This is a genomic window from Streptomyces sp. NPDC026246 (assembly GCF_055567995.1).
Genome location: NZ_JBVHPJ010000002.1, coordinates 440,291 through 461,420, shown reverse-complemented (window position 1 = coordinate 461,420; position 21,130 = coordinate 440,291). Strand labels below are relative to the sequence as shown.

The following is a 21,130-nucleotide window of genomic DNA, read 5'->3' as shown; positions in this document are numbered from 1 at the left end:
CGGTGCCCGGCTGGGATTTGAAGCCTCAGGGTATTTCTCAGGTGCTGAAGTCGACGGGTGAGGAGGCTGCGAAGCTGGAGAAGTACGCGACGGCCTTCGGGAAGCATCTGACGTCGGCGGCGACCAGTGCGGGCACCGTCTCCGCGGAGGGTGGCGGTGAGGGCGGCGAGAAGGCCCAGGGCGGTCTGGTGGCCTTGGCGTTGTCGCAGTGGGCGGAGCACGCGACGAAGGATCTGAAGTTCGTCGCGGCGCGTGCGGGCAAGTCGTTGCAGGGTGTGGTGGATGCGACCACGGCCTATCTGAACGGTGATCAGGAGATGGCGGCCGAGGCGCAGCGCAACACGCTGAAGGCGCCGGTGGTGGATCTGCCGGGAGTGGGCAAGAAGTGATCCAGCCGGAGAAGATCCCGCAGTTCACGGGTGATCTGGAGCAGTTGGAAAGCGACCACGCCGACCTGAAGAAGGACGCCGGCCACGTTCGCAGTGCCGGTGGGGACATCCACTCCCGTTTCCAGGGCTTGTCGGCGTATTACTCCGCTCCGGAGGCGGAGCAGTTGTTCGCCACGACCAAGCCGGTCAAGGACAAGGCGGACGCGTTCGCCGACGACCTGGAGACGGTGTCGGGGGCGCTCTCGTCCTACGCCACCGAAATCCGGCCCCTGGTGACGAAGCTCAAGGAGCTGAAGACCAAGGCCCACACCTTCGTCGAGTCCGTCAAGGACGACGACGAGTGGGAGTACGACGAGGACAAGGTCGGTGAGCACAACAAGCTGCGGGACGACATCACCGCGACGGTGGCGGCGTTCTGGGCGGCGGAGCGCACCTGCCACAACAAGATCACTGCCCTGTGGGGCGGTACCCAGATGGTGGCCGGGGACGGCTCCGAGAAGGAGAACCAGTACGGGTTCAACGCGGAGGATTTGAAGAACGCGAAGCTTCCCTGGGGTGACCCGGTGGAGGAGAAGCACCACTGGTACGAGGTCGGCCACTGGGTGAAGTCCTTCGTGTGGGACGGGCTGATCGTGGACGGCATCTGGGGCACGATCAAGGGCCTGGGCACGCTGGTCGGTTTCGGTGGCTGGGAGGCGATGGGCCAGGCGTGGAAGGGCCTGGCGCAGTTGGCGACGGGGCTGGCCCTGTCGGCGATCCCGGGTGTGGCGACGGCGTTCTGGGCGCTGCCGGACGACAAGTTGCCGTCCTGGATCCGTGATTCGCGCACCGCGATGAAGGAGACGGGCAAGGCGCTGGTGGCGTGGGACGAGTGGGGCAAGAACCCCGCCCGTGCCGCGGGTGCGGTCACCTTCAATGTCGTGACGACGGTGTTCACGGGTGGTGCGGGGGCTGCGGCGTCGGGTGCGGGCAAGGCCGGTGCGGTGGCGAAGGCGTTGTCGGTGGCGGGCAAGGCGGGCCGGGTGATCGACCCGATGACGTACATCGCCAAGGGCGCCGGGGCGGGTCTGTCGAAGATCGGCGACATCACCAAGGGCCTGCGCGGAGTCGGCAACATCGACATCCCCACGCTGCCCGACGGCTCGGTCCATCTGCCCGACGGCCACCAACTCACCCCGAACGGCAACCTCGTCGCCCCGGACGGCACGATCGGTGCGACTCCGGCGCCGCACGGTACGACTCCCGCGCCGCACGGCGCGACTCCCACCGTCCCGCACAGCACCACGCCGACGCTTCCCGCTCACTGGACGACGCACGGTTCTCCCACGCCCTCGTACGCCGGGGTGCACGCCGGGACGGACGGCGTCGCGCACACCGTGGACAACACGGCCGGCGGTGCGTACCACCACGCACCGCCCACCGCTCCGCTCCACGCCCCGGGCGGAGCCTTCGACCCGTCACCGGCCCCGTCCGCGTACGACCACGCGCCGTCGCCGTCCTCCTACGACACCTCGCCGACGACCACGCCGCACACGCACCCCGGCGGCCACGACTTCCCGGGAGCCGGGCACGCGGACGACGCCGGGCACGGTGCCGGGCACGGGCACGCCGACGACGTCTCCCACGGCGGCGATCACGGTGACGCCGATGCCGGGCAGCACGCGGACGACGCAGCGCACGCCGGTGAGCATGCCGACGCCGGCGACGCCGGTGTACCCCACGGCACCGATGCTCCCGTCGGTGCCGGGCACCAGGGCGTGGACGTGCCGGGCGGCGCGGCCGGGGAGCCGTTCGAGTACCGGCCGACCATGTCCGCGGAGGACTTCGCCGACCTGGCCACCGACGCCGAGCGGCACGCGGTGGCCACCGCCGAGCTGGAGCGGGGGACCAACCCGTACCCCAGCACCAGCAACAGGGCGGGCCAGGAGTACGGCGACGCGTACTGGAACGACCACCTCGACAACCTGGATCCCGAGGCCAGGGGCGCCCTGGAGAGGTACAGCAGCTTCTACTACCAGAACATCAACGGTCAGCTGCGGAACGTCGACGTACCCCTGGAACGCCCCGTCGCGGATCTCGTCGACAACATGGACCGGGTCATGGGCTCGCGCCCGGTGCCCGAGGACATCATGGTCGTCCGGGGCACCGACGTGAGCTACCTCAACCTGCGGTCACCGCTCGAGATGCAGGGCAACGTCTACGACGAGCTCGGGTACATGTCCACGTCCCTCGGCAAGGACCCGGCCTTCGCCTATCAGCCCGTCCACCTGCACCTGCGGGTGCCGCAGGGCACGCCTGCCCTCTGGATCGACCACATCTCCGTGAACAAGGGGGAGCGGGAGCTCCTGCTCGCCCGTGGTGTGGAATACAAGGTGACGCGGGTCTTCCAGGACGAGGCCGGGAAGTGGCAGGTCTACTGCCAGGTCGTGCCGAAGGCCGGGTCGTAGCCGCGTCACTGTCGCGGACGCGACGGGCGACTCAAGGAGGATGAACCCATGAGCAGTGAGCAGCCGGTGCCCTCGCGCTTCGAGGAGGACCTGCAGTTCCGTGAGAAGCCGGGCGGGCCGGCGCGGTACCGGGACTGGACCGAGAAGCCGGTGCGGTACTTCACCGTGGTGGACAAGGAGAGCGGCACGGCTCTCGGATACCTCTGGGCCGGTGACGAGGACGACGCCGCCGCCTACGAGCCGCGTCAGGCAGGCGGCCCCCGCGCCGTGAACGCGGGCATCGCCTGGATCAGCCGGCTGCGTGACGGCAAGGAGCGCGGTCTCCGCCCGACGCAGACCCTCGCCGAGCTGTACGCCGAGGCCGAGCCGCGTGGCAGGACCCGTCCGCTGCCCGGCTCCCTCGCCGACGCCCCGAGTGCCGCCGCTGTCGAGGCCCTCGCCAAGGATGCCTAGCGAAGCACCCGGTGACGGCTCCGCGCGGGGACGCCCGCCCGCCCCGGCGGGCACCGCGACCGGGGCCGTGCGGTACGTCGCCGTCACCGCCCCCGACGACGGCGAGATCGTCGGATATGCGTGGGCCGGCGATCAAGCCGGCGACGTCGAGTGGATCAGCCGCGCGGCGAGCAGCCGCAGGGCCTACGAGCTCGGAACCGAGTGGTACCGCAAGGTGCGCGAGGCCCGGGAGCGTGGGCTGACCCCCCTCGGCGTCCTGCACCTGCTCAGCCGCGAACCCGGCGTGGGCCCCGTCACCGGGGCCGTCGACGCCGCGGCCGTGGAGGAACTCGCCCGGACCGTCACCCCGGCCGACGACCGCCGCCTGCTCGCACAGCTCGACCGCGCGGACACGGAGGCGTGGCGGGAGCTCGCCGACGCCTTCGACGCGCTCACGGACGAGGACCGCGACGTGCAGTGGGGCGGCGGGCAGAAGTCGCCCAGCGGGGCGATCCACGTGCCGTTCCCCAAGTACAGCGCGGGCGTCCACCGGGCCGTGGGAGCCCTTCACCGCGTCGGTGCCGTCACCCCCGAGCACCGGTGGATGGACAACCCCGTCCCCACGCCCGGACCGGACGGCGCACTGCGGCCCGCCGACGCCGTGCGGGCCGCCACCGCGGTCGTGCGCGGGGAGAAGTTCTGCGACGGGATCATCGACCACGCCTTGAACGACGGCCTCCTGGACGCCGTCGCCACCTCGCTGCGCGCCTGGTACGCGCACCCGGACCCGGACCCGGCGGACTCTTACGCGGCGGACCGGGAGCCGACCGCCCCGGCCCCAGAGATGGCCGGTCCGCCGGCGGTCGCACCCCCCGCCGAACTGCCGGACCCCGCCCTCCTCATGTGCAGGTTCTGCGGAGGTTCTCCCGCCGTGGACGTGGCCTTCCGCGCCCACCGCGGTCTCGTCCTGCTCCTCGGTTTCCGTCGGACCGACGGCCCCATGTGCCTGACGTGCGGGCTGGCGGTGTACCGGGCGCTGACCGCCCACACCCTCACCTGGGGATGGTGGAGCCCGCTGTCCCTCTTCCTGTTCGCGCCGCTCACGCTGATCCGCAACGTCCTGGCCGTGCGGAAGGTCAAGCGGCTCCCCGCGCCGGGCCCGGGAACCCTCGGGCCCCGCTACGACCCGGGGGTGCCGGTGCGCCGCAGGCCCCGCGCCTACATCGCCCTGATCCCCGTGCTGTGGGTGCTGTTCCTGGCCGTGACGGGGCTGTCCCGAGGGATGTGAACGCCCTGGGGGGACTCGCCGGGACCGCTGCACCCCGGTTGTACTCCTGGCGCGTCCATGTCTTATGTTGCGGAGGCGTAGCTAGGGGGGTCGGCATGCCGCAGACAATGAGTGTCGCCGAGGTCGAGACCGTCGCTCGCGCAGCCCACGCCGGGCAGACCGACAAGGCGGGTCGCCCGTACGCGGAGCACCTGGCGGCCGTCGCCGCAGGGGTGCGCGCACGCGGCGGGGACGACCGGCTGGTCGCCGCCGCCTGGCTGCACGACGCTCTGGAGGACGGCGTCCTCGGCGAGGACTGGCTCGACGCGGCGGCTCTGACGCAGTACACCAAGGACGTCGTACGGGCCATGACCAAGCGGCCGGGGGAGGAGCCGGAGGCGTACGCGCGCCGGATCCTGGCCACGCCGGGCGCCCGGCTGGTGAAGACGGCCGATCTCGCGCACAACGCGGACCCCGCTCGCCTCGCCGTCCTCGACCCGGCCACCGCCCGGCGGCTCACGCGGAAGTACGCCGACATGCGCGAGCACCTCGGCCTCGGCCCGGACGACTGACCGGCCGGCACAGCACAGCACGCACGAAGGTCAACCGGCACGACACAGCACGCACGCACCACAGCACGCACGAAGGTCAACCGGCACGACACAGCACGCACGGACCACAAGACGCACGCACCACAACCCGCACGCGGCACAGGACGCATCGACGAGCACAGGACGACTGAATGGCACGGGACTACGACAGCCAGCTGCTGGAGTCGGTGGCGGTGCGCCGGCGCCGGATGCGCGACGCGCTGCTCTTCGGCGCCCAGCGCTCCCGGCGTACGGCGGACGAACGGTTCGGCAAACTCTTCGCGGGCATCGCGATCGCTGCCGTCCTGTGCGCCGGCTGCATCGGCTGGTCCTTCCTCCAGGCCACGCTGGCCAAGCAGAAGGCGGAGGAGAAGAAGCAGCGGCAGCAGCAGGAGCAGATGTACGACCCGGCCCCCGGCGCCTCCGCGAGCGGTGCCGGCGGCAAGGGTGCGGAGAAGCAGTGAACGGGCTGTGTGCGGCCTACGCCAGGCGTCCGGGACGCGGACGGGCCCTCAACGACGCGATGATAGGTTCCGGTGAGTGGTGAGCGCAGCAACGACGTCTCGGACCCAGCTGAGCCGGGTCACCCTGATCGGCGAACGACGACGAGCCGACCTCGTTCTGCCGTCGGACACCCCGATCGGCCAACTGCTCCCCGACATACTCCAGTTGCTGGACGACCGTGCGGCCACCCGGCCCACCACCCGGCAGTTGATCACCTCCGACGGCTCGGCGCTGCCCCATGACGCGACGCTGTCGTCGGCCGAAGTGCCCGACGGTGCCGTGCTCCGGCTCGTCCGTGCCCACGCCGCGCCTCCGGCGCCGGTCGTGCACGACGTCACCGACCAGGTCGCGGACGACCTGGACCTGCGGACCTGGCGCTGGCGTCCGGCGGCCCGCCGGGTGAGCGCCGGCGTGGCGACCGTGGTCTTCACGGTCGCCGCCGCCGTGCTGGCCCGCCGGGAGTTCTCCCTGGAGGCCGTCACGACGGCACTCGCCGTCGTCACCGTCGTCTTCCTGCTCGCCGGTGCGGCCACCGCGAAGATCGGCGCGGGCAACCAGGGCCTGGCGACCGCGCTGCTGCTGGCCGCCGGCGGGCTCGGCCTGCTCACGGCGTGGACGGCCGCCGACGCGTACGGCTGGGGCGGCACGGCCCGGCTGGCCGGGATCACGGCCGCGCTCGTCATCACCCTCGTACTGCTGGCCTACTGCTCCCCGTTGGGCCGGGGCGGGCTCATCGGGGCCGGGGCGATCGTCACGGTCACCCTGGTGTGGGAGGGCGTCGCCCTGCTCCAGGACCGGACGGACCGGATCGGCGCCGTGATGGCCGTGTTCTCCATCGTCCTGCTCGGGCTGCTGCCCCGGTTCGCGCTGATGGCCTCCGGACTCACCGCGCTCGACGACAAACGTTCCACCGGCACGTCGGTGAGCCGCCACCAGGTCGGCAACGCCCTGGCCGCCACCCATCGCGGACTCGCCCTCGCCACCGTCGTCACCGCGGCCTCGGCCGCCGCCGGCGGCTGGATGCTGACCACCGCGAAGGAGCCGTCGGTCTGGACGGTGGCCCTCGCCTCCGTCGTGGCCGTGGTGCTGCTGTCCCGGGCGCGGGCGTTCCCGCTGGTCGCCGAGGTGGTGGCGCTGTTCGCGGCGGCGGCGGTGCTCGTCGTCCGCCTCGCCGTGCTGTGGCTGGACCACACCGGGGGCGTCGGAGCGCTGGTGCTGCTGGGCGCCGCGGCGCTGCTGCCGCTGCTGGTGCTCGGCGTCGAACCGCCCGACCACGTCCGGGTGCGGCTGCGCAGGAGCGCCGACCTGGTCGAGTCACTCGGCGTGATCACGCTGTTCCCGCTCGCCATCGGGGCGTTCGGCATCTACGGGCAGTTGCTCAACAAGTTCTGAGGCAGGAGAGAAGGGCGACATGCCGAGCGGCGACAACTGGCAGAACGACGTGCTGCGCGACCTGCGGGGCGGCACGCCCCAGCAGCGTGCCGCGCAACCGGACGAGCAGCAGCAGGCGCCGGCACCTCAGCAGCCGCCCGCACCGCAACAGGCCTCCCCCCAGCAACCGCCCGCACCGCAACAGGCCTCCCCGCAGCAACCGCCAGCGCAGCAGCAGCCGTCCCAGCAGGTGCCCCCTCAGCAGCAACCGCCGGCCGCCCTCCAGGCCGACCCGCACGCCCAGGGCCGGCCCCCCGCCTACGGCTACCCGCAGCAGCCGCAGCACCCCCAACAGCCCGCTCCGGCCCGTCAGCAGCACGCCCAGCCCCCGCAGCCGTACGCCGGGCAGTACGCGGCCCCGCAACAGCCCCACCCCGGGCACACGCCGCAGCAGCAGTACGCCCCGCAGCAGCAGCAACGGCCGGTGCAGTACGCCGAGCAGGCCCCCGCCCCCCGGGCCCGTTCCTCCCGCACCGCCCCCGACAGCCGGCCGGTGGTCGACAAGAAGCTGCTGGGCGCGGGCAAGGGCCCCCGGCGCGGGGAGTCGTTCGCGGCCCGGGCCGTGCGCGCGGTCCGCCGTACCCTCGCCTCCTCGGCGTCCCGGGAGGTCGCCGAGACCACCGCGACCGCCGAGACGCTCCAGCAGCCGGTGACCACCGGCCGTCAGATAGCCGTGACCAGCATCCGCGGCGGCTCCGGCAAGACGACCGTGGCCGCGCTGCTGGCCACCACGTACGCCCACTACCGCCAGGACCCCGTGCTGGTCGTCGAGGCCGACCCGGCGCTCGGCTCACTGCCGTTGCGGCTCGGCGCGGAGAACCTGCGGTGGACCACCGGTGACCTCGCCGACGTCCTCGAACCGCAGATGACGCTTTTGGACATCACCGGTTACCTCGTCCAACTGCCCGAGAACGCCTGGCTGTTGCCCGGCAGTCAGGGGCAGGTCGGGGCGATGCTCGACACCAAGGGCTACGAGCGGATCATGGTGTCGATGCGCCGCTACTTCGGCGTCACGGTCGCCGACTGCGAGACGCTGCCCGCCGAGGTCGCCCGTACCGCCCTGTCCGCCGCCCAGGCACGGATCCTGACGGTGCCGGCGACGCTGGAGGGGGTCGCCAGCACGCACGCGGTCCTGGAGTGGATGCGCGGCCTGCCCCGGGACATCACCACCTCCACCGTCGTCGTGCTCACCGAGACCGCGCCGCACACCGGCGTCGACCTGGACAAGGCGGCCGAGCAGCTGAAGGCGACCGGGGCGAGCGTGTGCGTCCTGCCCTACGACCGGCACCTGGCGGCCGGCGGCACCATCCGCACCGAACTGCTGGCGCGCGGCACCCGGCAGGCCGCCGCCCGCCTGGCGGCCCAGGCCTTCCAGCTCTCCCACCGGCGCCGCTGAACCCGCCCTGCACGAAGGGAACCCGAGGACTCACAGGACGAGGCGACGACGATGAGCACCCGACTGATCCACCGGCCGGCCCGCACCACCCGCCCGCCGGCCGCACCCGAACCGCGCTCCATCGAGGCGCCGCCCAACCTGCCCGACGGCAAGACGGGGTCGATCGCGACCTCGCTGCTGCCCGTCGCGGGCGTCATGTCCTCCGTCGTGATGATGACGGTCGTGCGCAACAGCCAGTTCGCCGGCCTCGGCGCGATCATCCTCGTCGTCACCATCGTCGGCTCGCTCGTCCTGGTCTTCTCCCAGCGCGGCAAGGCCCAGCGCACCCGCCGCACCCAGCGCGAGGCCTACCTGGCCTATCTGGAGGACCTGCGCGAGGAGTTGTCCGGGGAGGAGCGCGAGCGGCGCGAGAGCACCCAGGTGCTCAACCCGCCGCCGGACGCGCTGTACGACATCGTGCGCGACCCCGCCCGGCTGTGGGAGCGGCGCCGCCTGGACGCCGACTTCCTGCGGGTGCGCGTCGGAACCGGCGAGATGCCCGTGCGCGACCTCAAGGTGGACCCGCCCGGATCCTCCGTGCTCACCCCGCCCGACGAGTTCATGCTGAACGAGGCCTCCGCCCTCGTCGCCCGCTTCGGCAACGGCACCGAACTGCCGCTCACCGTCCCCCTCGACCGCGTCGGCAACGTCACCGTCATCGGCCGGCGCGAGGACACGCTCCGCGTCGCCCGCGCACTCGTCGCGCAGGCCGCCGCCACCCACGCGCCCGACGACGTGGCCATGGCCCTGGCCGTGCCCGGCGACCGCATCGTCGACTGGGCCTGGGCCAAGTGGCTGCCGCACCTGCTCGACTCCGAGCAGTTCGACGGCCCGGTCGCGGCCCGCCGCATCGCCCCCTCGCTGCCGCAGCTGGCCCGGCAGATCGGCGGCGAACTGCGCCGCCGCGCCTCCTACGCCGCCGAGGTCCGGCGCGGCCTGTCCGACAAGGACGCCCTGGCCATGTCCTCGCGGCTGCTCGTCGTGGCGGACGCGCACGGCGGCGACGCCGTCGACCTGCCGCGCCCCGACGACGCGGTCGGCCTGCGCGACATGAGCGTCACCGTGCTGCACCTGCTCGACCAGCGCGTGCAGGAGCCCGGCAGCGTGGGCGTGCGCATCACGGTCGACGGCGAACGCGTCCTCATCGAGGACCTGCGCGAGAAGGAGCCGATCAGCGCGCACGGCACCGTCGACGACATAGGCGCCCCCTTCGCCGAGGGCCTGGCCCGGATGCTGGCCCCGCTGCGCCTGTCCGCGGAGTCGATGGTCGACGCGCCCCTGACCGGCCCGGTCGACTTCGCCGAACTGCTCGGCATCGACGACGTCGCCGGGCTCGATCTGAGCCGGCTGTGGGCGCCCCGGGGCGAACGGGCGTTCCTGCGCGTGCCGATCGGCGTGAGCGACGCCAAGGAACCGGTGCTGCTCGACCTGAAGGAGTCCTCCGAGCTGGGCATGGGCCCGCACGGCCTGTGCGTCGGCGCCACCGGCTCCGGCAAGTCCGAGCTGCTGCGCACCCTCGTCCTCGCCCTGGTCGCCACCCACCCGCCGGAGGACCTCGCCCTGGTCCTCGTCGACTACAAGGGCGGCGCCACCTTCGCCCCGTTCGCGAACCTGCCGCACGTCTCCGGCGTCATCACCAACCTGGAGAACCAGGCCGGCCTGGTCGAGCGCGTCCACGCCTCCCTGGCGGGCGAGGTCAAGCGCCGCCAGCAGGTCCTCAAGGACGCCGGCAACGTCGCCGACATCGGCCACTACGCCGCGCTGCGCGCCGAGAAGCGCCCCGACCTGGAGCCGCTGCCGCACCTGTTCGTCGTGATCGACGAGTTCGGTGAACTCCTCACCGCCAAGCCGGACTTCATCGACCTGTTCCTGTCCATCGGCCGCATCGGCCGGTCCATCGGCGTGCATCTGCTGCTGTCCAGCCAGCGCATCGAGGCCGGCAAGCTGAAGGGCCTGGAGACCTACCTGTCGTACCGGCTGGGCCTGCGCACCTTCTCCCCGGACGAGTCCCGCACGGTCCTGGACACCACCGACGCCTTCCACCTGCCCCCGCTGCCCGGCTTCGGCTACCTCAAGGTCGACACCAGCCACTACGAGCGGTTCAAGGCCGGCTACGTCTCCGGCGCCTACCGCGGCCCCGTCCGGCGCGAGAGCGAGGAGGACACCGGGCCGCTGGTGCTGGAGTACGACGCGTACAACACGCTCGGCCAGGAGGACGCCGCCTCCCCGGAGGAGCCGCAGATGCGGCGCCGGGAGACCGGCCCCACCGAGATGGGCATGATGATCGACCAGCTGGAGCGCGCCGGTGCCCGCCCGGTCCGCCAGATCTGGCTGCCCCCGCTGCCCTCGGCGGTCCCGCTGGACAAGGTCGCCGGCCCCGTCCAGGTCGGTCCGCGCGGCATGCAGCTCGCCAAGCGCCGCGGCCCGCTCCAGGTGCCGCTGGGCGTCCTCGACGACCCGACCAAGCAGTGGCAGGGCCAGTGGTACCTGGACCTCACGCTGGCCGGCGGCCACGCCGCGATCATCGGCGGCCCCCAGTCCGGCAAGACCACCCTCCTGCGCACGCTCGCCCTCTCCCTGGCCCTCACCCACACCCCGCAGGAGGTCGGGGTCTACGGCCTCGACCTGGTCGGCGGCGGACTGCAGGCCCTGTCCGGGCTGCCGCACGTCGGCGGCATCGCGGGCCGGGCCGACCGGGAGCGCGCCGCCCGCACCATCGACTCGGTGCGCGCCATGCTCGACCAGCGCGAGGAACTCTTCCGCATCCACAACATCGACTCGCTGGAGCAGCTGCGCGCCCTGCGCACCGCCGGCCGCCTGCCCGAACTGGCCAGCACCGAGATCGTGTTGCTCATCGACGGGTTCGGCGCCCTGCGCGACGACTTCGAGGACCTCGACGACCCGGTCGTGGACATCCTCAAGCGGGGCAGCGGCTACGGCATCCACGTCGTCGCCGGCATGCTCCGCTGGAACGACGTGCGCATCGCCACCCAGTCCCAGTTCGGCACCCGGGTGGAACTGCGCCTGAACGACCCGAGCGAGTCCAGCATCGACCGCAAGCTCGGCGAGACCCTCTCGCCCGAGGAGAAGGGCCGCGTCCTCATCGACCGCAAGCTCTTCGCCCAGGTCGCCCTGCCCCGCACCGACGGTGCCGCCGACACCGCTGACCTCGGCGCCGTACTGGAGACCACCGCCCGGGCGATCCGCGCGACCTGGACCGGCGAGGTCGCCCAGCCCGTGCGCGTCCTGCCGCACGTCCTGGAGGCCCGCCAACTGCCCGGCCCCGCCGCCGAACCGCGGCGCGTGCCCATCGGCCTGGACCAGACGCAGCTCGCGCCCGTCCTGGTCGATCTGTTCCACCGCGACCAGCACCTGCTGATCATGGGCGACAGCGAGTGCGGCAAGACCAACCTGCTGAAGGTGATCGCCCGGAGCCTGATCGAGCGCTACGGCGACGACGAGCTGGTCTTCGGCGTGTTCGACCCGCGCCGCGGACTGCGCGGAGTCGTCCCGGAGGAGTACCGGGGCGGCTACGCGTACAACGCCAAGCTGTGCGCCGGGCTGGCCGCCGGCATCGCCTCCGAGCTGGACAAGCGGCTGCCCGACGAGACCGCCGACAACGCCGACCTGGAACCGGGCAGCTTCTCCGGCCCGCGCATCGTGATCCTCGTCGACGACTACGACGTGCTCACCACTGCGGGCCAGCAACCCCTGGCGCCCTTCGTGCCGTACATCCCCTCGGCCGTCGACATCGGCCTGCACTTCGTCCTCACCCGCCGGGTCGCGGGCGCCTCACGCGGCCTGTACGAGCCGCTGATGCAGAGCCTGCGCGAGTCCGGCGCCTCCGCGCTGGTCATGGCGGGGGACCGCAGCGAGGGACAGCTCTTCTCGAACGTGTACGCGAGCCACCAGCCGCCCGGCCGCGGCGTGCTGGTCCGCAGGGGCGAACCGAGCCGGCTCATCCAGACCGTCTACGAGGGGACGAGGTAAACGCGTGACGAAGGATGTCATCGCCCTCACCAGGAAGATGCCCGATCCGCTCAGTGTGCTGGCGGGCCTGCTGTCCGGAGGCCCGGACCTGCTGGTGGGCGCCGAGGGCGAGGGCGCCGTGGTGCAGCTGTGCGATCCGCAGGGCCGCCCGCTGGTGTCCGTGGAGGCGCCGCTGCTGGTGCAGGTCAGGGGGGAGGCCGAGCGGCTGCTCGGGGCGCGGGAGCCCGAGGTGCCCTACTGGTGGACCGAGGCCCGCGCCACGACCGGGGTCAAGGAGGCGGAGGAGCTCGCCGGGACCTTCGCCGCCCGGATCGCCACCCTGGTCGGCGGTACGGCCTGGCCGCCGCAGACGGCGTGGTCCCTCGCGGTGGTCAGGACGGACGGGATGACGGTGGCGCCGGCCCCGGCCGCCGCGCAGCCCGCCGTGGACGTGCTCACCGACAAGGTCGCCGTCGTCATCCAGGACCGTCCCGTGGTCGCGATGACGGCCTGGCTGTCGGACGCCTTCCGCGCCGCCGCGAACGCCGGCCTCGGCCTGCAGATCGTCACCCCGGCGGGCACCCGCCTGTCCCCGGCCGTGCGCAACAGCCTCCCGGGCTGGCCCTCGCGCTGGGTCGTGCAGGACGAGCGGGACGGCTACTACGACGGTCTCACCGGGGCCGTACTGCAGTGGAGCAACGGCCTGTTCGTGACGGTGGAGTCCCCGCAGGCCACCGCCGAGGACCCGCGCACCCCCGTGGCCGCCTCCTTCCAGGAGGGGGTCGTCGAGCAGGGCGACACGGGGGAGCGCCAGCTGGCGATCTCCTTCCGCGCCGTCCATCCCGCCGACGACCGGCTCGTGCTCGGCGGCGCCGTGGAGGCGGTGTGGCGGGAGGTCACCGGGGAGCCCCCGGCCGGCTGGGGCACCGAGGAGCCCGCCAACCTTCCCTGGTCGCTGCGCCAGTTGACCGACGTCGCCCATGAACGGGCCCCCGAGCCCAGCTGGTTCGTGGTCGTCGGCACCCCGGAGCGGCCGGGCCTGGCGACGGTCCGCGTCACCCGGACCGAGGCCGGAGTGGAGGAGGACGTCACGATGGTCCTCGGCTACGGACCGGGCGAACCCGTCCCCACGGACACCGTGATCGCCGCCGCGGAGACTCTCGCCACCCGGCACGACCTGCAGTCCATGCTGGTGCAGATCCGCCGGGCCCGCCGCGACCTGTCCGTCCCGCCGCGCTTCGAAGGCCCGGGCGTGCCCTACGCGTTCGTCCTGGGCGCGGAGGAGGTCCGCGAGATGCCGGGCGACCGGGCCCGCCGCACCCCGCTGCCCGAGGCGCCGCGGGAGCTGGGCCCGAAGACCCGCCCCGCGCTCTACTACGCGTTCCCGGGCAACCCCTCCGACCTCGCCGGCTGGCAGGACTTCGAACGCCTCATGCGCCATCTGAAGGGCGAGTAGGCCACACCCTCGGGGAACACGACGGACGGCCCGCACTCCGCGAGGAGTGCGGGCCGTCCGCGTCGACCGGAGTCAGGTGGGCTCAGCCCACGGCCGCCTTCTCTCGCTCGCGGCGCTCCACGCCCTGGCGCTCACGCGCGTCCGCGGCCGCGTCCCGCTTGAAGGCCCAGTCCATCGCGGGCTCCATCACGCACCGGAAGACCCGGCGCACGGGCGCGGTGCACAGCACGGTCACGGCGGCGGCGGCGAGGACGGTCACCGCGATCTCACCGGCCGGGTGGTGCAGCCACGACGGCTCGAACCAGCCCTGGTAGTCACCGGCCTTCTTCAGGAAGCCGTGCAGCAGGTAGCCGTACAGCGTGCCGGCGCCCAGCGAGGTGAACCACATGTGGCGGCGCGGCACCCAGGCGAAGAAGCAGGCGGTCAGCACCAGGGAGCAGCCGAACAGCGCCAGCACCATCACCGGGCCGGTCCACCACGGCGCGCCCAGCTCCTGCGCGGAGTCGCGGTGGTAGAACCAGGCGGCGTTCATGCGCGGCGCCGCCCACCAGCTGATCACCAGCGCGGCCGCGAAGACGGGCACCGAGGCGATCCGCACCGAACGACGGCGCACCATGTGGAAGTGCTCGGGCTTCATCGACAGCCCCAGCACGAAGAACGGCAGGAACTGCAGGACGCGCTGGAGGTCGAGGTCGTCGCCGATCGAGGGGCTGACGGTCGCCAGCACGGCGAGGACCAGGGCGAGCGGCAGGGGCCAGCGCACCGCCTTCCACAGAGGCGTGGTCAGCCGCCACACGAACAACGCGATGAGGAACCAGGTCAGATACCAGGGGTCCAGGAGGCTGATCGCGTGGCCCGGGTCGTCGTCCATCCAGCGCTTGAAGAGCGAGTAGGCCGTCTCGAAGACGACGTATGGCACGGCGACGCCGGTGACCAGGCGCTTGAGCCGGTCGGGCCGCATGTCGAAACTGCGGGAGAAGTAGCCGGAGATGATGATGAACGCCGGCATGTGGAAGGCGTAGACGACCTGGTAGGCGGCGTCGATCACGCGGCTGTCGCCCCGGAGCGGTTCCCAGGAGTGGCCCATCGCCACCAGCACGATCGCGAGGTACTTCGCGTTGTCGAAGAAGGCGTCGCGCTGCTTGCCGCTCTGCTTCTTCTGCGGGCTCTGCGGCGAGCGAGGGCTCGGCACTCCGCCCGCCGGCGGCCGTGCCGGGGGAAGTGGCGCACTCCGGTCGCCGTTCGGTCGCAGCGAGTTCGTCACAGACCCTCCCACCAGGAGCTCGGGGAGACGATCCGGGACCTCGCTGCGCGTGCGGGGGACGAGGCAGCGTGGAACATTCGAGGCACCCTAGCGTTCCCTGCGGCTATTCGTAAAACGCCGGACGTGAATCCTGGCTATTCACCTCGGATACCCCCGGATAACGGGTAGTTGACATCACAACATGCGTGACGGGTGCCACACTTCCGAGCTGCGACGCGTGCCCGGATCGGCCCCTGCTTGGGGTGATACATCCCGACTAAGCCGGGCATAAGGCCAGCAGGCGACTCTGGTGGAATGTCTGCTTCCGCCCTCTTCGCGGGCTTGTCCGACGGCTGTCGGCCAGTCTGCGGCGGTGATTTGAATTAGCTGCGAACGCGTTGTGTGGGGACGGCAACGATTCGAATGAATTCCCTGCGCGGGTGGTGTGTCGAATTCCCGTGCGACCGGCAGCCGTTGGCCGTCCGGTGCCGGGCGACACGCCGGTCCGCCCCCGCCGGAGCGTGGCCGATGTGTCACCGGCCGCATAGCGGGGCCGTGTTGGTGGCACGATGGTTCTGGCGGGGGTGCGCGGGGTCGCGTCCCCGGGCCGGGAGAGCGGACCGACCGAGGGTGTGATCAGTTGTGGCCATTTCACTGTCTGTGGTGCTGCTGTTGGCGATCATCCTTGTGGTGTTGCTGAGAGGGGGCTCCATCAAGGCAGGTCCCGCGATCGTGGCGATCCTCTTCGGCTTCTTCCTCGCCTCGACCGGCATGGCCCCTTCCATCAACAGGTTCCTCAACTCGATAGCGGAAACCATCAACTCCATCAGTTTCTGACCGGTGGGGCCCGCCCCGCGCCGCGTTCCCCGGCCCGGGCGGATACGCTCGCCCCGACCAAGGACGGTGCGTGACGGGGGGAACGTACGGGGATGACGCTGCGCGACTCCGACCCGGCCGAGGTGGGCGGCTACCGCATCGAGGACCGCCTGGGCTCCGGCGGCATGGGGGTGGTCTACCTCGCCCGCTCGGCCTCCGGCCGGCGCATCGCGGTCAAGGTGGTGCACGACCAGTACGCCGACGACGACGAGTTCCGTGCCCGCTTCCGCCGTGAGGTGGCCGCGGCACGGCGGGTGAGCGGCGCGTTCACGGCCCCCGTCGTGGACGCCGGTGCCGACGCGCCCCGCCCCTGGATGGCCACGCTCTACATACCGGGCGAGGACCTCGGCACCCACGTCCGCACACACGGCCCCCTCCCGCTGCCCCGCCTGCGCGAACTCGCCGCCGGCCTCGCCGAGGCGCTGCGCGACATCCATCGGGCCGGAGTGGTCCACCGCGACCTGAAGCCGGCCAACGTGATGCTCGCCGAGGACGGCCCGCGCGTCATCGACTTCGGCATCTCCCGCGCCGCCGAGGCCGCCGCCTCCGAGGCCCTGACGCAGACCGGACGCGTCATGGGCACGCCGCCCTTCATGTCCCCCGAGCAGTTCGCCTCGCCGCAGGACGTGGGCCCGGCCGCCGACATCTTCTCCCTGGGTTCGGTCCTCACCTACGCGGCCACCGGACGCGGCCCCTTCGACAGCCCGAGCGCCTACGAGACGGCCCTGAAGGTCGTCGAGGGCGAGCCGGACCTCACGGGCGTGCCGCAGGAACTGCTGCCCTGCCTGCGCCTGTGCCTGGACAAGGACCGCTTCGTCCGCCCCGCCGCGGACGAGCTGTTCACGCTGCTGCGCGAGGCCCCCACCGCGTCCGCCGGGCATCCCCGGCCCGGCACCGCCGCCCCCGGGCCAGGCCCTCGCCCGACCGAGCCGTCCGGCACGGTCTGGCCCGAACCGGCCCGCACCGAGCGGGGGAGAGTCCCGCAGCCCGTCCCGGGGGAGGCGGACGCCGGACACCCCACGCGACACCACGCCACCCCGCCCGGCCCTCGGACGCCCACCACGGACCGCACCTCTCCCGGCCCGGGGAGCCCGTCGGCCAAGCCCTCGGCCCCTGGCACGGACCGCACCCCGCCCGGCCCCGGGACCCCGCAGTCCGAGCCCTCGGCACTCGGCAGGGGCGCTGCCCTCATTGGCCTGGGGAAGTCGCCGACCGAGCCCTCGGCACCCGGCATCGACCGCACTCCGCCCAGCCCGGAAACCCCGTCGGCCGAGCTCTCGGCACTTGGCAGGGACGGCGCCCTCACCGGCGTAGGAAAGTCGCCGACCGAACCCTCGGCACCCGGCCCCGACCGCACTCCGCGCGGCCCCGGGATCCCGCAGGCCGTGCCCCCGGCACCCGCCACCGACAGCCCTCCGCCCGGCCCCGGGATCCCGTCGGCGGACCCCTCCGCACCCGCCACCGACCGCACCCCGGCCGCCTCCAGCAACCCGCAGACCGATCCGCCCCCGACCCCGCCCGCCCCCGACCGCGTCCGCAGGCGCCGCAGGAACGCCCTGATGCTGGCGGGGGCCGCCGTCTCGGTCGTTCTCGCCGCGCTGGTCACCACCACGCTCACCCTGACCCGCGACACCGGCCGCACGCCCTCGTCGTCCGCCGACGCGGCCGACCTCCCCGAGGGCTGGCGGGCGTGGGCCGCCGAGCCGGTGCCGCTGAAGGGGGCCGAACGCCGGCCCGGCGACTCCGCCGCGTTCCAGCGGTGCACCGCCGTGGACACGTCCCTGGTGTGCGCCGGCGGTCAGGTCATGGCCACCCGCTACGACCTCGCCCGCGGCGAGCGCACCTGGACCCGCTTCGTCGACCCGACGGCGCCGGACGGCCTGGCCTCGGACGAGGGCTCGGTCATCGGCACGGACGGCGACCGCGTCTACGCCTACCAGGCGGACAGCCGGGAGCTGGCGAACGGCGCCGGCCCCCTGTTCACCTACACGGTCGCGGCCCTGTCCGCCGAGACCGGCGAGGTGCTCTGGCGGACCCGTACGGCCGACGGCCAGACCGCCGGCCCGCCCGACGCCGAAGTGGGCGGCGCCACCACCGTCCCCGAGGGCGTCCTCACGGCCTACGGCGCGATGGGGAACGAGTACGCCCTGCTCGACGCCGCCACCGGAGAGGTCCGCTGGAAGCGTCCCGAACCGCAGGGCACGCAGAGCTGCGCCCTGCGCACCGAGGCGAAACGGCCCTATCTGATCTGCACCACCGGCATGTGGCAGCAGGACACCGCCCGGACGACCGTGTCGGAGCTGGACGCGGCCACCGGCGAGACCCGCTGGACGGCCCGGGCGAAGGACGACCTGGAGCTGCTCGGCCGGGACGGCGACCACCTGGTGCTGGCCGTCCGGGACGCGCCCGGCAAGGGCCTGACCCGGGTCCACACCGGCACCCACGCGGTGACCACCGTCCGGGTCTCCGCCCGGCAGGCCGACGCCTCCGCCGCCCACCTGCTGCGGGGCAGGGTCTACTTCACGCGGGGGAGCGGCAGCGTGAGCGCGGTCTCGCCGCGCACCGGACGGACGCTGTGGAACAGCAACTCCACCGTGGAGCGGCAGGGCCCCCCGGCGGCCTCCGCCACGCACGTCTACTTCGCGTCACCCAGCGGCCGGGTGGCGGCCCTGAACGTGCGCACCGGGAAGGTCGAGGGCGACCGGGACGGCCGCGACGACAGCGGCGAACCGGACAACGCCACGGGCGCACCCCCCACCCTGGTCGGCGACGCCCTGTACGTCCCCTACGGCACCCGCTCCGTCTACACCCTGAACGTCCGCGACCTCTGAGGTGGCGGTGTCGCCGTCGGCGAACCGGTTGCCCGCACCGGCACCACCCGGGGCAGCGCGCCCCCACCCGCGGAAAGCACTCAGGGCCAGGCGGAGGAAAGATCCTCCGGCCTGGCCCTGAGCCATGAAGAGCGGGCGACGGGAATCGAACCCGCGTAGCTAGTTTGGAAGACTAGGGCTCTACCATTGAGCTACGCCCGCACAGCACGCGCCGCAGGTCGGGTGACCGCGGCACTGCAGGCATCGTAGCGGGTCGCCCCCCCTCGCCGCACACCGCATTCCCGCACGGCCCGACGCGACGCCGGCACCCCGGAAATGCGGCGGCCGTACCGCCTGCCGGCATGTACCCTACGTGTCGCACCAGACGGGGTGTGGCGCAGCTTGGTAGCGCGTCCGCTTTGGGAGCGGAAGGCCGTGGGTTCAAATCCCGCCACCCCGACCAGCCACCCGGTCACCTCGCGTGATCGTCTCTCGGTCACTGATGTGATCGCCTTTTGGGCGGTGTAGTCCCTGCCGTTACTATGCAAGCTGCACGCCCGTGTGTCTCAGCGTCTGAAGTCCTCCGGGCGGCGAAATCCGCCGGGCCGCTCTGGCCCCGGCAGAACCCAAGCAGTCAGCCACAAGGAGACCGAACCGTGAAGAGCGCCGTGGAGACCCTGAACCCGACTCGGGTTCGGCTCACTGTCGAGGTGCCCTTCGAGGAGCTCAAGGACAGCCTCGACGCGGCGTACAAGAAGATCAACCAGCAGGTCACGGTGAAGGGCTTCCGCAAGGGCAAGGTCCCGGCCCGGGTCATCGACCAGCGGTTCGGCCGCGGTGCGGTGCTGGAGGAGGCCGTCAACGACGCGCTTCCGAAGTTCTACACCGACGCGGTGAACGAGGCCGAGCTCAACGTGCTGGGCCAGCCCGAGGTCGACATCACGGAGCTGAAGGACGGCGAGACGCTGAACTTCACCGCCGAGGTCGACATCCGCCCGGCCATCGAGATCCCGGACTACTCCGGCATCGAGGTGGAGGTCGACGCGGTCGAGGTCACCGACGAGGACGTCGACAAGGCCGTCGAGGAGCTGCGCGAGCGCTTCGCCTCCACCGCCCCGGTCGAGCGTGCCGCCGAGGACGGCGACGTCGTCACCATCGACCTGGAGGCCAAGGTCGACGGCGAGGTCCTGGAGGACGGCATCGCCAACGGCGTCTCCTACACCATCGGCTCCGGCGAGCTGCTGGACGGCATCGACGACGCCGTGAAGGGCCTGGAGGCCGGTGGCGAGGCCACCTTCACCTCCGAGCTCAAGGGCGGCTCGGCGGCCGGCAAGGAGGCCGAGGTCACCGTCAAGGTCACCCAGGTCGCCAAGCGCGAACTGCCCGAGCTGGACGACGAGTTCGCGCAGCTCGCCTCCGAGTTCGACACCCTCGAGGAGCTGCGCGCCGACAGCCGCAAGCGCCTCGAGAACATGAAGCAGTACGACCAGGCCACGCAGGCCCAGGAGCGCGTCCTGGAGAAGCTGCTCGAGCTGGTCGAGGTGCCCGTCCCCGAGAAGCTGCTCGAGGACGAGATCAACACCCGCAAGCACAACCTGGAGCACCACCAGCTCGGCCAGATGGGCCTCGACCTCGCGAAGTACCTGGAGATCCAGGGCAAGACCGAGGAGGAGTTCGACACCGAGACCCGTGAGGCCGCGGTCAAGGGCATCAAGACCCAGTTCGTCCTCGACGAGCTGGTCAAGCAGGAGAAGCTGAACGTCAACCAGGAGGAGCTCACCGAGCACCTCATGCGTCGCGCCGCCTCCTCCGGCATGTCCCCCGACCAGTTCGCCCAGGCGGTCGTCGAGGGCGGTCAGGTTCCGCTCCTGGTCGGCGAGGTCGCCCGCGGCAAGGCCCTGGCCGTCGTGGTCGAGAAGGCCACGGTCAAGGACACCAACGGCGAGATCGTCGACCTCGACGACGACGAGGACGAGGAGACCGCCGAGGCTTCCGCCGAGGAGACCCCGGCCGAGTCCGCCGAGGAGAAGACCGAGGGCTGACCTCCGGTCGTCGTGAGTCACTGAGAAGGCCCCGGGGCACGCCCCGGGGCCTTCTTGATCTTGCCGGCGCGCCGGGCCTCAAGGGGCACGGGGCGCTGCGCGAGCAACCGATACTGCGGAGCCCACCGCGCTACGCCCCCGGCGAACACTCCCATCTCCGGGATTCCCCGAAGGGACCCGCGCGTTAGGGTCCATGAATACCAGGGCAGAGGAGTCCCCGAACGGCTCCGAGCCCCGCA

General features: G+C 72.4%; 14 protein-coding genes and 2 tRNA genes. 14 read left to right on the top strand and 2 right to left on the bottom strand.

Features of this window, described 5'->3' with window-relative positions:
• Positions 1-41 precede the first annotated feature (41 nt).
• The 10 genes from ACZ4M5_RS06160 (at position 42) to ACZ4M5_RS06115 (ending at position 13,920) form a co-directional block, all read left to right on the top strand.
• Positions 42-389 carry a DUF6507 family protein gene (locus tag ACZ4M5_RS06160; protein ID WP_467733580.1) on the top strand — a complete coding sequence of 116 codons (348 nt, stop codon included), beginning with the start codon at positions 42-44 and terminating at the stop codon, positions 387-389.
• Positions 386-2,836: an ADP-ribosyltransferase gene (locus ACZ4M5_RS06155; RefSeq protein WP_467733578.1), complete on the top strand. Its 2,451-nt coding sequence runs from the start codon at positions 386-388 to the stop codon at positions 2,834-2,836. Before ACZ4M5_RS06160 ends, ACZ4M5_RS06155 begins: the two co-directional genes overlap by 4 nt.
• A gap of 48 nt (positions 2,837-2,884) precedes the next feature.
• Positions 2,885-3,289, top strand: a complete 405-nt coding sequence (locus ACZ4M5_RS06150; protein WP_398110338.1) for a hypothetical protein — start codon at positions 2,885-2,887, stop codon at positions 3,287-3,289.
• The gene (locus ACZ4M5_RS06145; protein WP_467733575.1) at positions 3,282-4,556 is read left to right on the top strand and encodes a DUF6508 domain-containing protein; all 1,275 of its coding nucleotides are present in this window, start codon (positions 3,282-3,284) and stop codon (positions 4,554-4,556) included. Before ACZ4M5_RS06150 ends, ACZ4M5_RS06145 begins: the two co-directional genes overlap by 8 nt.
• A 95-nt stretch (positions 4,557-4,651) precedes the next feature.
• Positions 4,652-5,107, top strand: coding sequence for an HD domain-containing protein (locus ACZ4M5_RS06140; protein WP_467733573.1), 456 nt, complete (start codon positions 4,652-4,654; stop codon positions 5,105-5,107).
• A gap of 170 nt (positions 5,108-5,277) precedes the next feature.
• On the top strand, positions 5,278-5,589 hold the full coding sequence (locus ACZ4M5_RS06135; protein ID WP_369195646.1) for a hypothetical protein: 312 nt from the start codon (positions 5,278-5,280) through the stop codon (positions 5,587-5,589).
• 76 nt (positions 5,590-5,665) lie between these two features.
• Entirely contained in the window at positions 5,666-7,021 is a 1,356-nt protein-coding gene (gene eccD, locus ACZ4M5_RS06130; protein WP_467733571.1) for a type VII secretion integral membrane protein EccD, read from the top strand.
• 19 nt (positions 7,022-7,040) lie between these two features.
• The gene (locus tag ACZ4M5_RS06125) at positions 7,041-8,456 is read left to right on the top strand and encodes an AAA family ATPase (RefSeq protein ID WP_467733569.1); all 1,416 of its coding nucleotides are present in this window, start codon (positions 7,041-7,043) and stop codon (positions 8,454-8,456) included.
• A gap of 51 nt (positions 8,457-8,507) precedes the next feature.
• On the top strand, positions 8,508-12,485 hold the full coding sequence (gene eccCa / locus ACZ4M5_RS06120; protein WP_467733567.1) for a type VII secretion protein EccCa: 3,978 nt from the start codon (positions 8,508-8,510) through the stop codon (positions 12,483-12,485).
• Between the two features lie 4 nt (positions 12,486-12,489).
• Entirely contained in the window at positions 12,490-13,920 is a 1,431-nt protein-coding gene (locus ACZ4M5_RS06115) for a DUF6177 family protein (RefSeq protein WP_467733565.1), read from the top strand.
• An 82-nt stretch (positions 13,921-14,002) separates the two neighbouring features.
• Here the strand turns inward: ACZ4M5_RS06115 and ACZ4M5_RS06110 are convergent, their stop codons facing one another.
• Positions 14,003-15,184 (bottom strand): acyltransferase family protein, encoded by a 1,182-nt coding sequence (locus ACZ4M5_RS06110; RefSeq protein WP_467733563.1) that lies wholly within the window; start codon positions 15,182-15,184, stop codon positions 14,003-14,005.
• A 621-nt stretch (positions 15,185-15,805) separates the two neighbouring features.
• Between ACZ4M5_RS06110 and ACZ4M5_RS06105 the strand changes: the two genes are divergently transcribed.
• The gene (locus tag ACZ4M5_RS06105; protein ID WP_010041885.1) at positions 15,806-16,000 is read left to right on the top strand and encodes a hypothetical protein; all 195 of its coding nucleotides are present in this window, start codon (positions 15,806-15,808) and stop codon (positions 15,998-16,000) included.
• Between the two features lie 92 nt (positions 16,001-16,092).
• Positions 16,093-18,870 (top strand): protein kinase domain-containing protein, encoded by a 2,778-nt coding sequence (locus tag ACZ4M5_RS06100; RefSeq protein ID WP_467733560.1) that lies wholly within the window; start codon positions 16,093-16,095, stop codon positions 18,868-18,870.
• A 130-nt stretch (positions 18,871-19,000) separates the two neighbouring features.
• Here the strand turns inward: ACZ4M5_RS06100 and ACZ4M5_RS06095 are convergent.
• Positions 19,001-19,071, bottom strand: a tRNA-Gly gene (locus ACZ4M5_RS06095).
• Positions 19,072-19,235: 164 nt separating this feature from the next.
• On the opposite strand from ACZ4M5_RS06095, the gene ACZ4M5_RS06090 reads away from it, so the two are divergent.
• A tRNA-Pro gene (locus ACZ4M5_RS06090) sits at positions 19,236-19,312 on the top strand.
• Between the two features lie 193 nt (positions 19,313-19,505).
• Positions 19,506-20,891: a trigger factor gene (gene tig / locus ACZ4M5_RS06085; RefSeq protein ID WP_467733558.1), complete on the top strand. Its 1,386-nt coding sequence runs from the start codon at positions 19,506-19,508 to the stop codon at positions 20,889-20,891.
• The last annotated feature ends 239 nt before the right edge of the window (positions 20,892-21,130 follow it).

Excerpts from the sequence above, each read along its gene's own strand:
- ACZ4M5_RS06150 (WP_398110338.1), top strand. The coding sequence starts at position 2,885 with ATGAGCAGTGAGCAGCCGGTGCCCTCGCGCTTCGAGGAGGACCTGCAG.
- ACZ4M5_RS06145 (WP_467733575.1), top strand. The coding sequence starts at position 3,282 with ATGCCTAGCGAAGCACCCGGTGACGGCTCCGCGCGGGGACGCCCGCCC.
- ACZ4M5_RS06140 (WP_467733573.1), top strand. The coding sequence starts at position 4,652 with ATGCCGCAGACAATGAGTGTCGCCGAGGTCGAGACCGTCGCTCGCGCA.
- ACZ4M5_RS06135 (WP_369195646.1), top strand. The coding sequence starts at position 5,278 with ATGGCACGGGACTACGACAGCCAGCTGCTGGAGTCGGTGGCGGTGCGC.
- ACZ4M5_RS06125 (WP_467733569.1), top strand. The coding sequence starts at position 7,041 with ATGCCGAGCGGCGACAACTGGCAGAACGACGTGCTGCGCGACCTGCGG.
- eccCa (WP_467733567.1), top strand. The coding sequence starts at position 8,508 with ATGAGCACCCGACTGATCCACCGGCCGGCCCGCACCACCCGCCCGCCG.
- ACZ4M5_RS06100 (WP_467733560.1), top strand. The coding sequence starts at position 16,093 with ATGACGCTGCGCGACTCCGACCCGGCCGAGGTGGGCGGCTACCGCATC.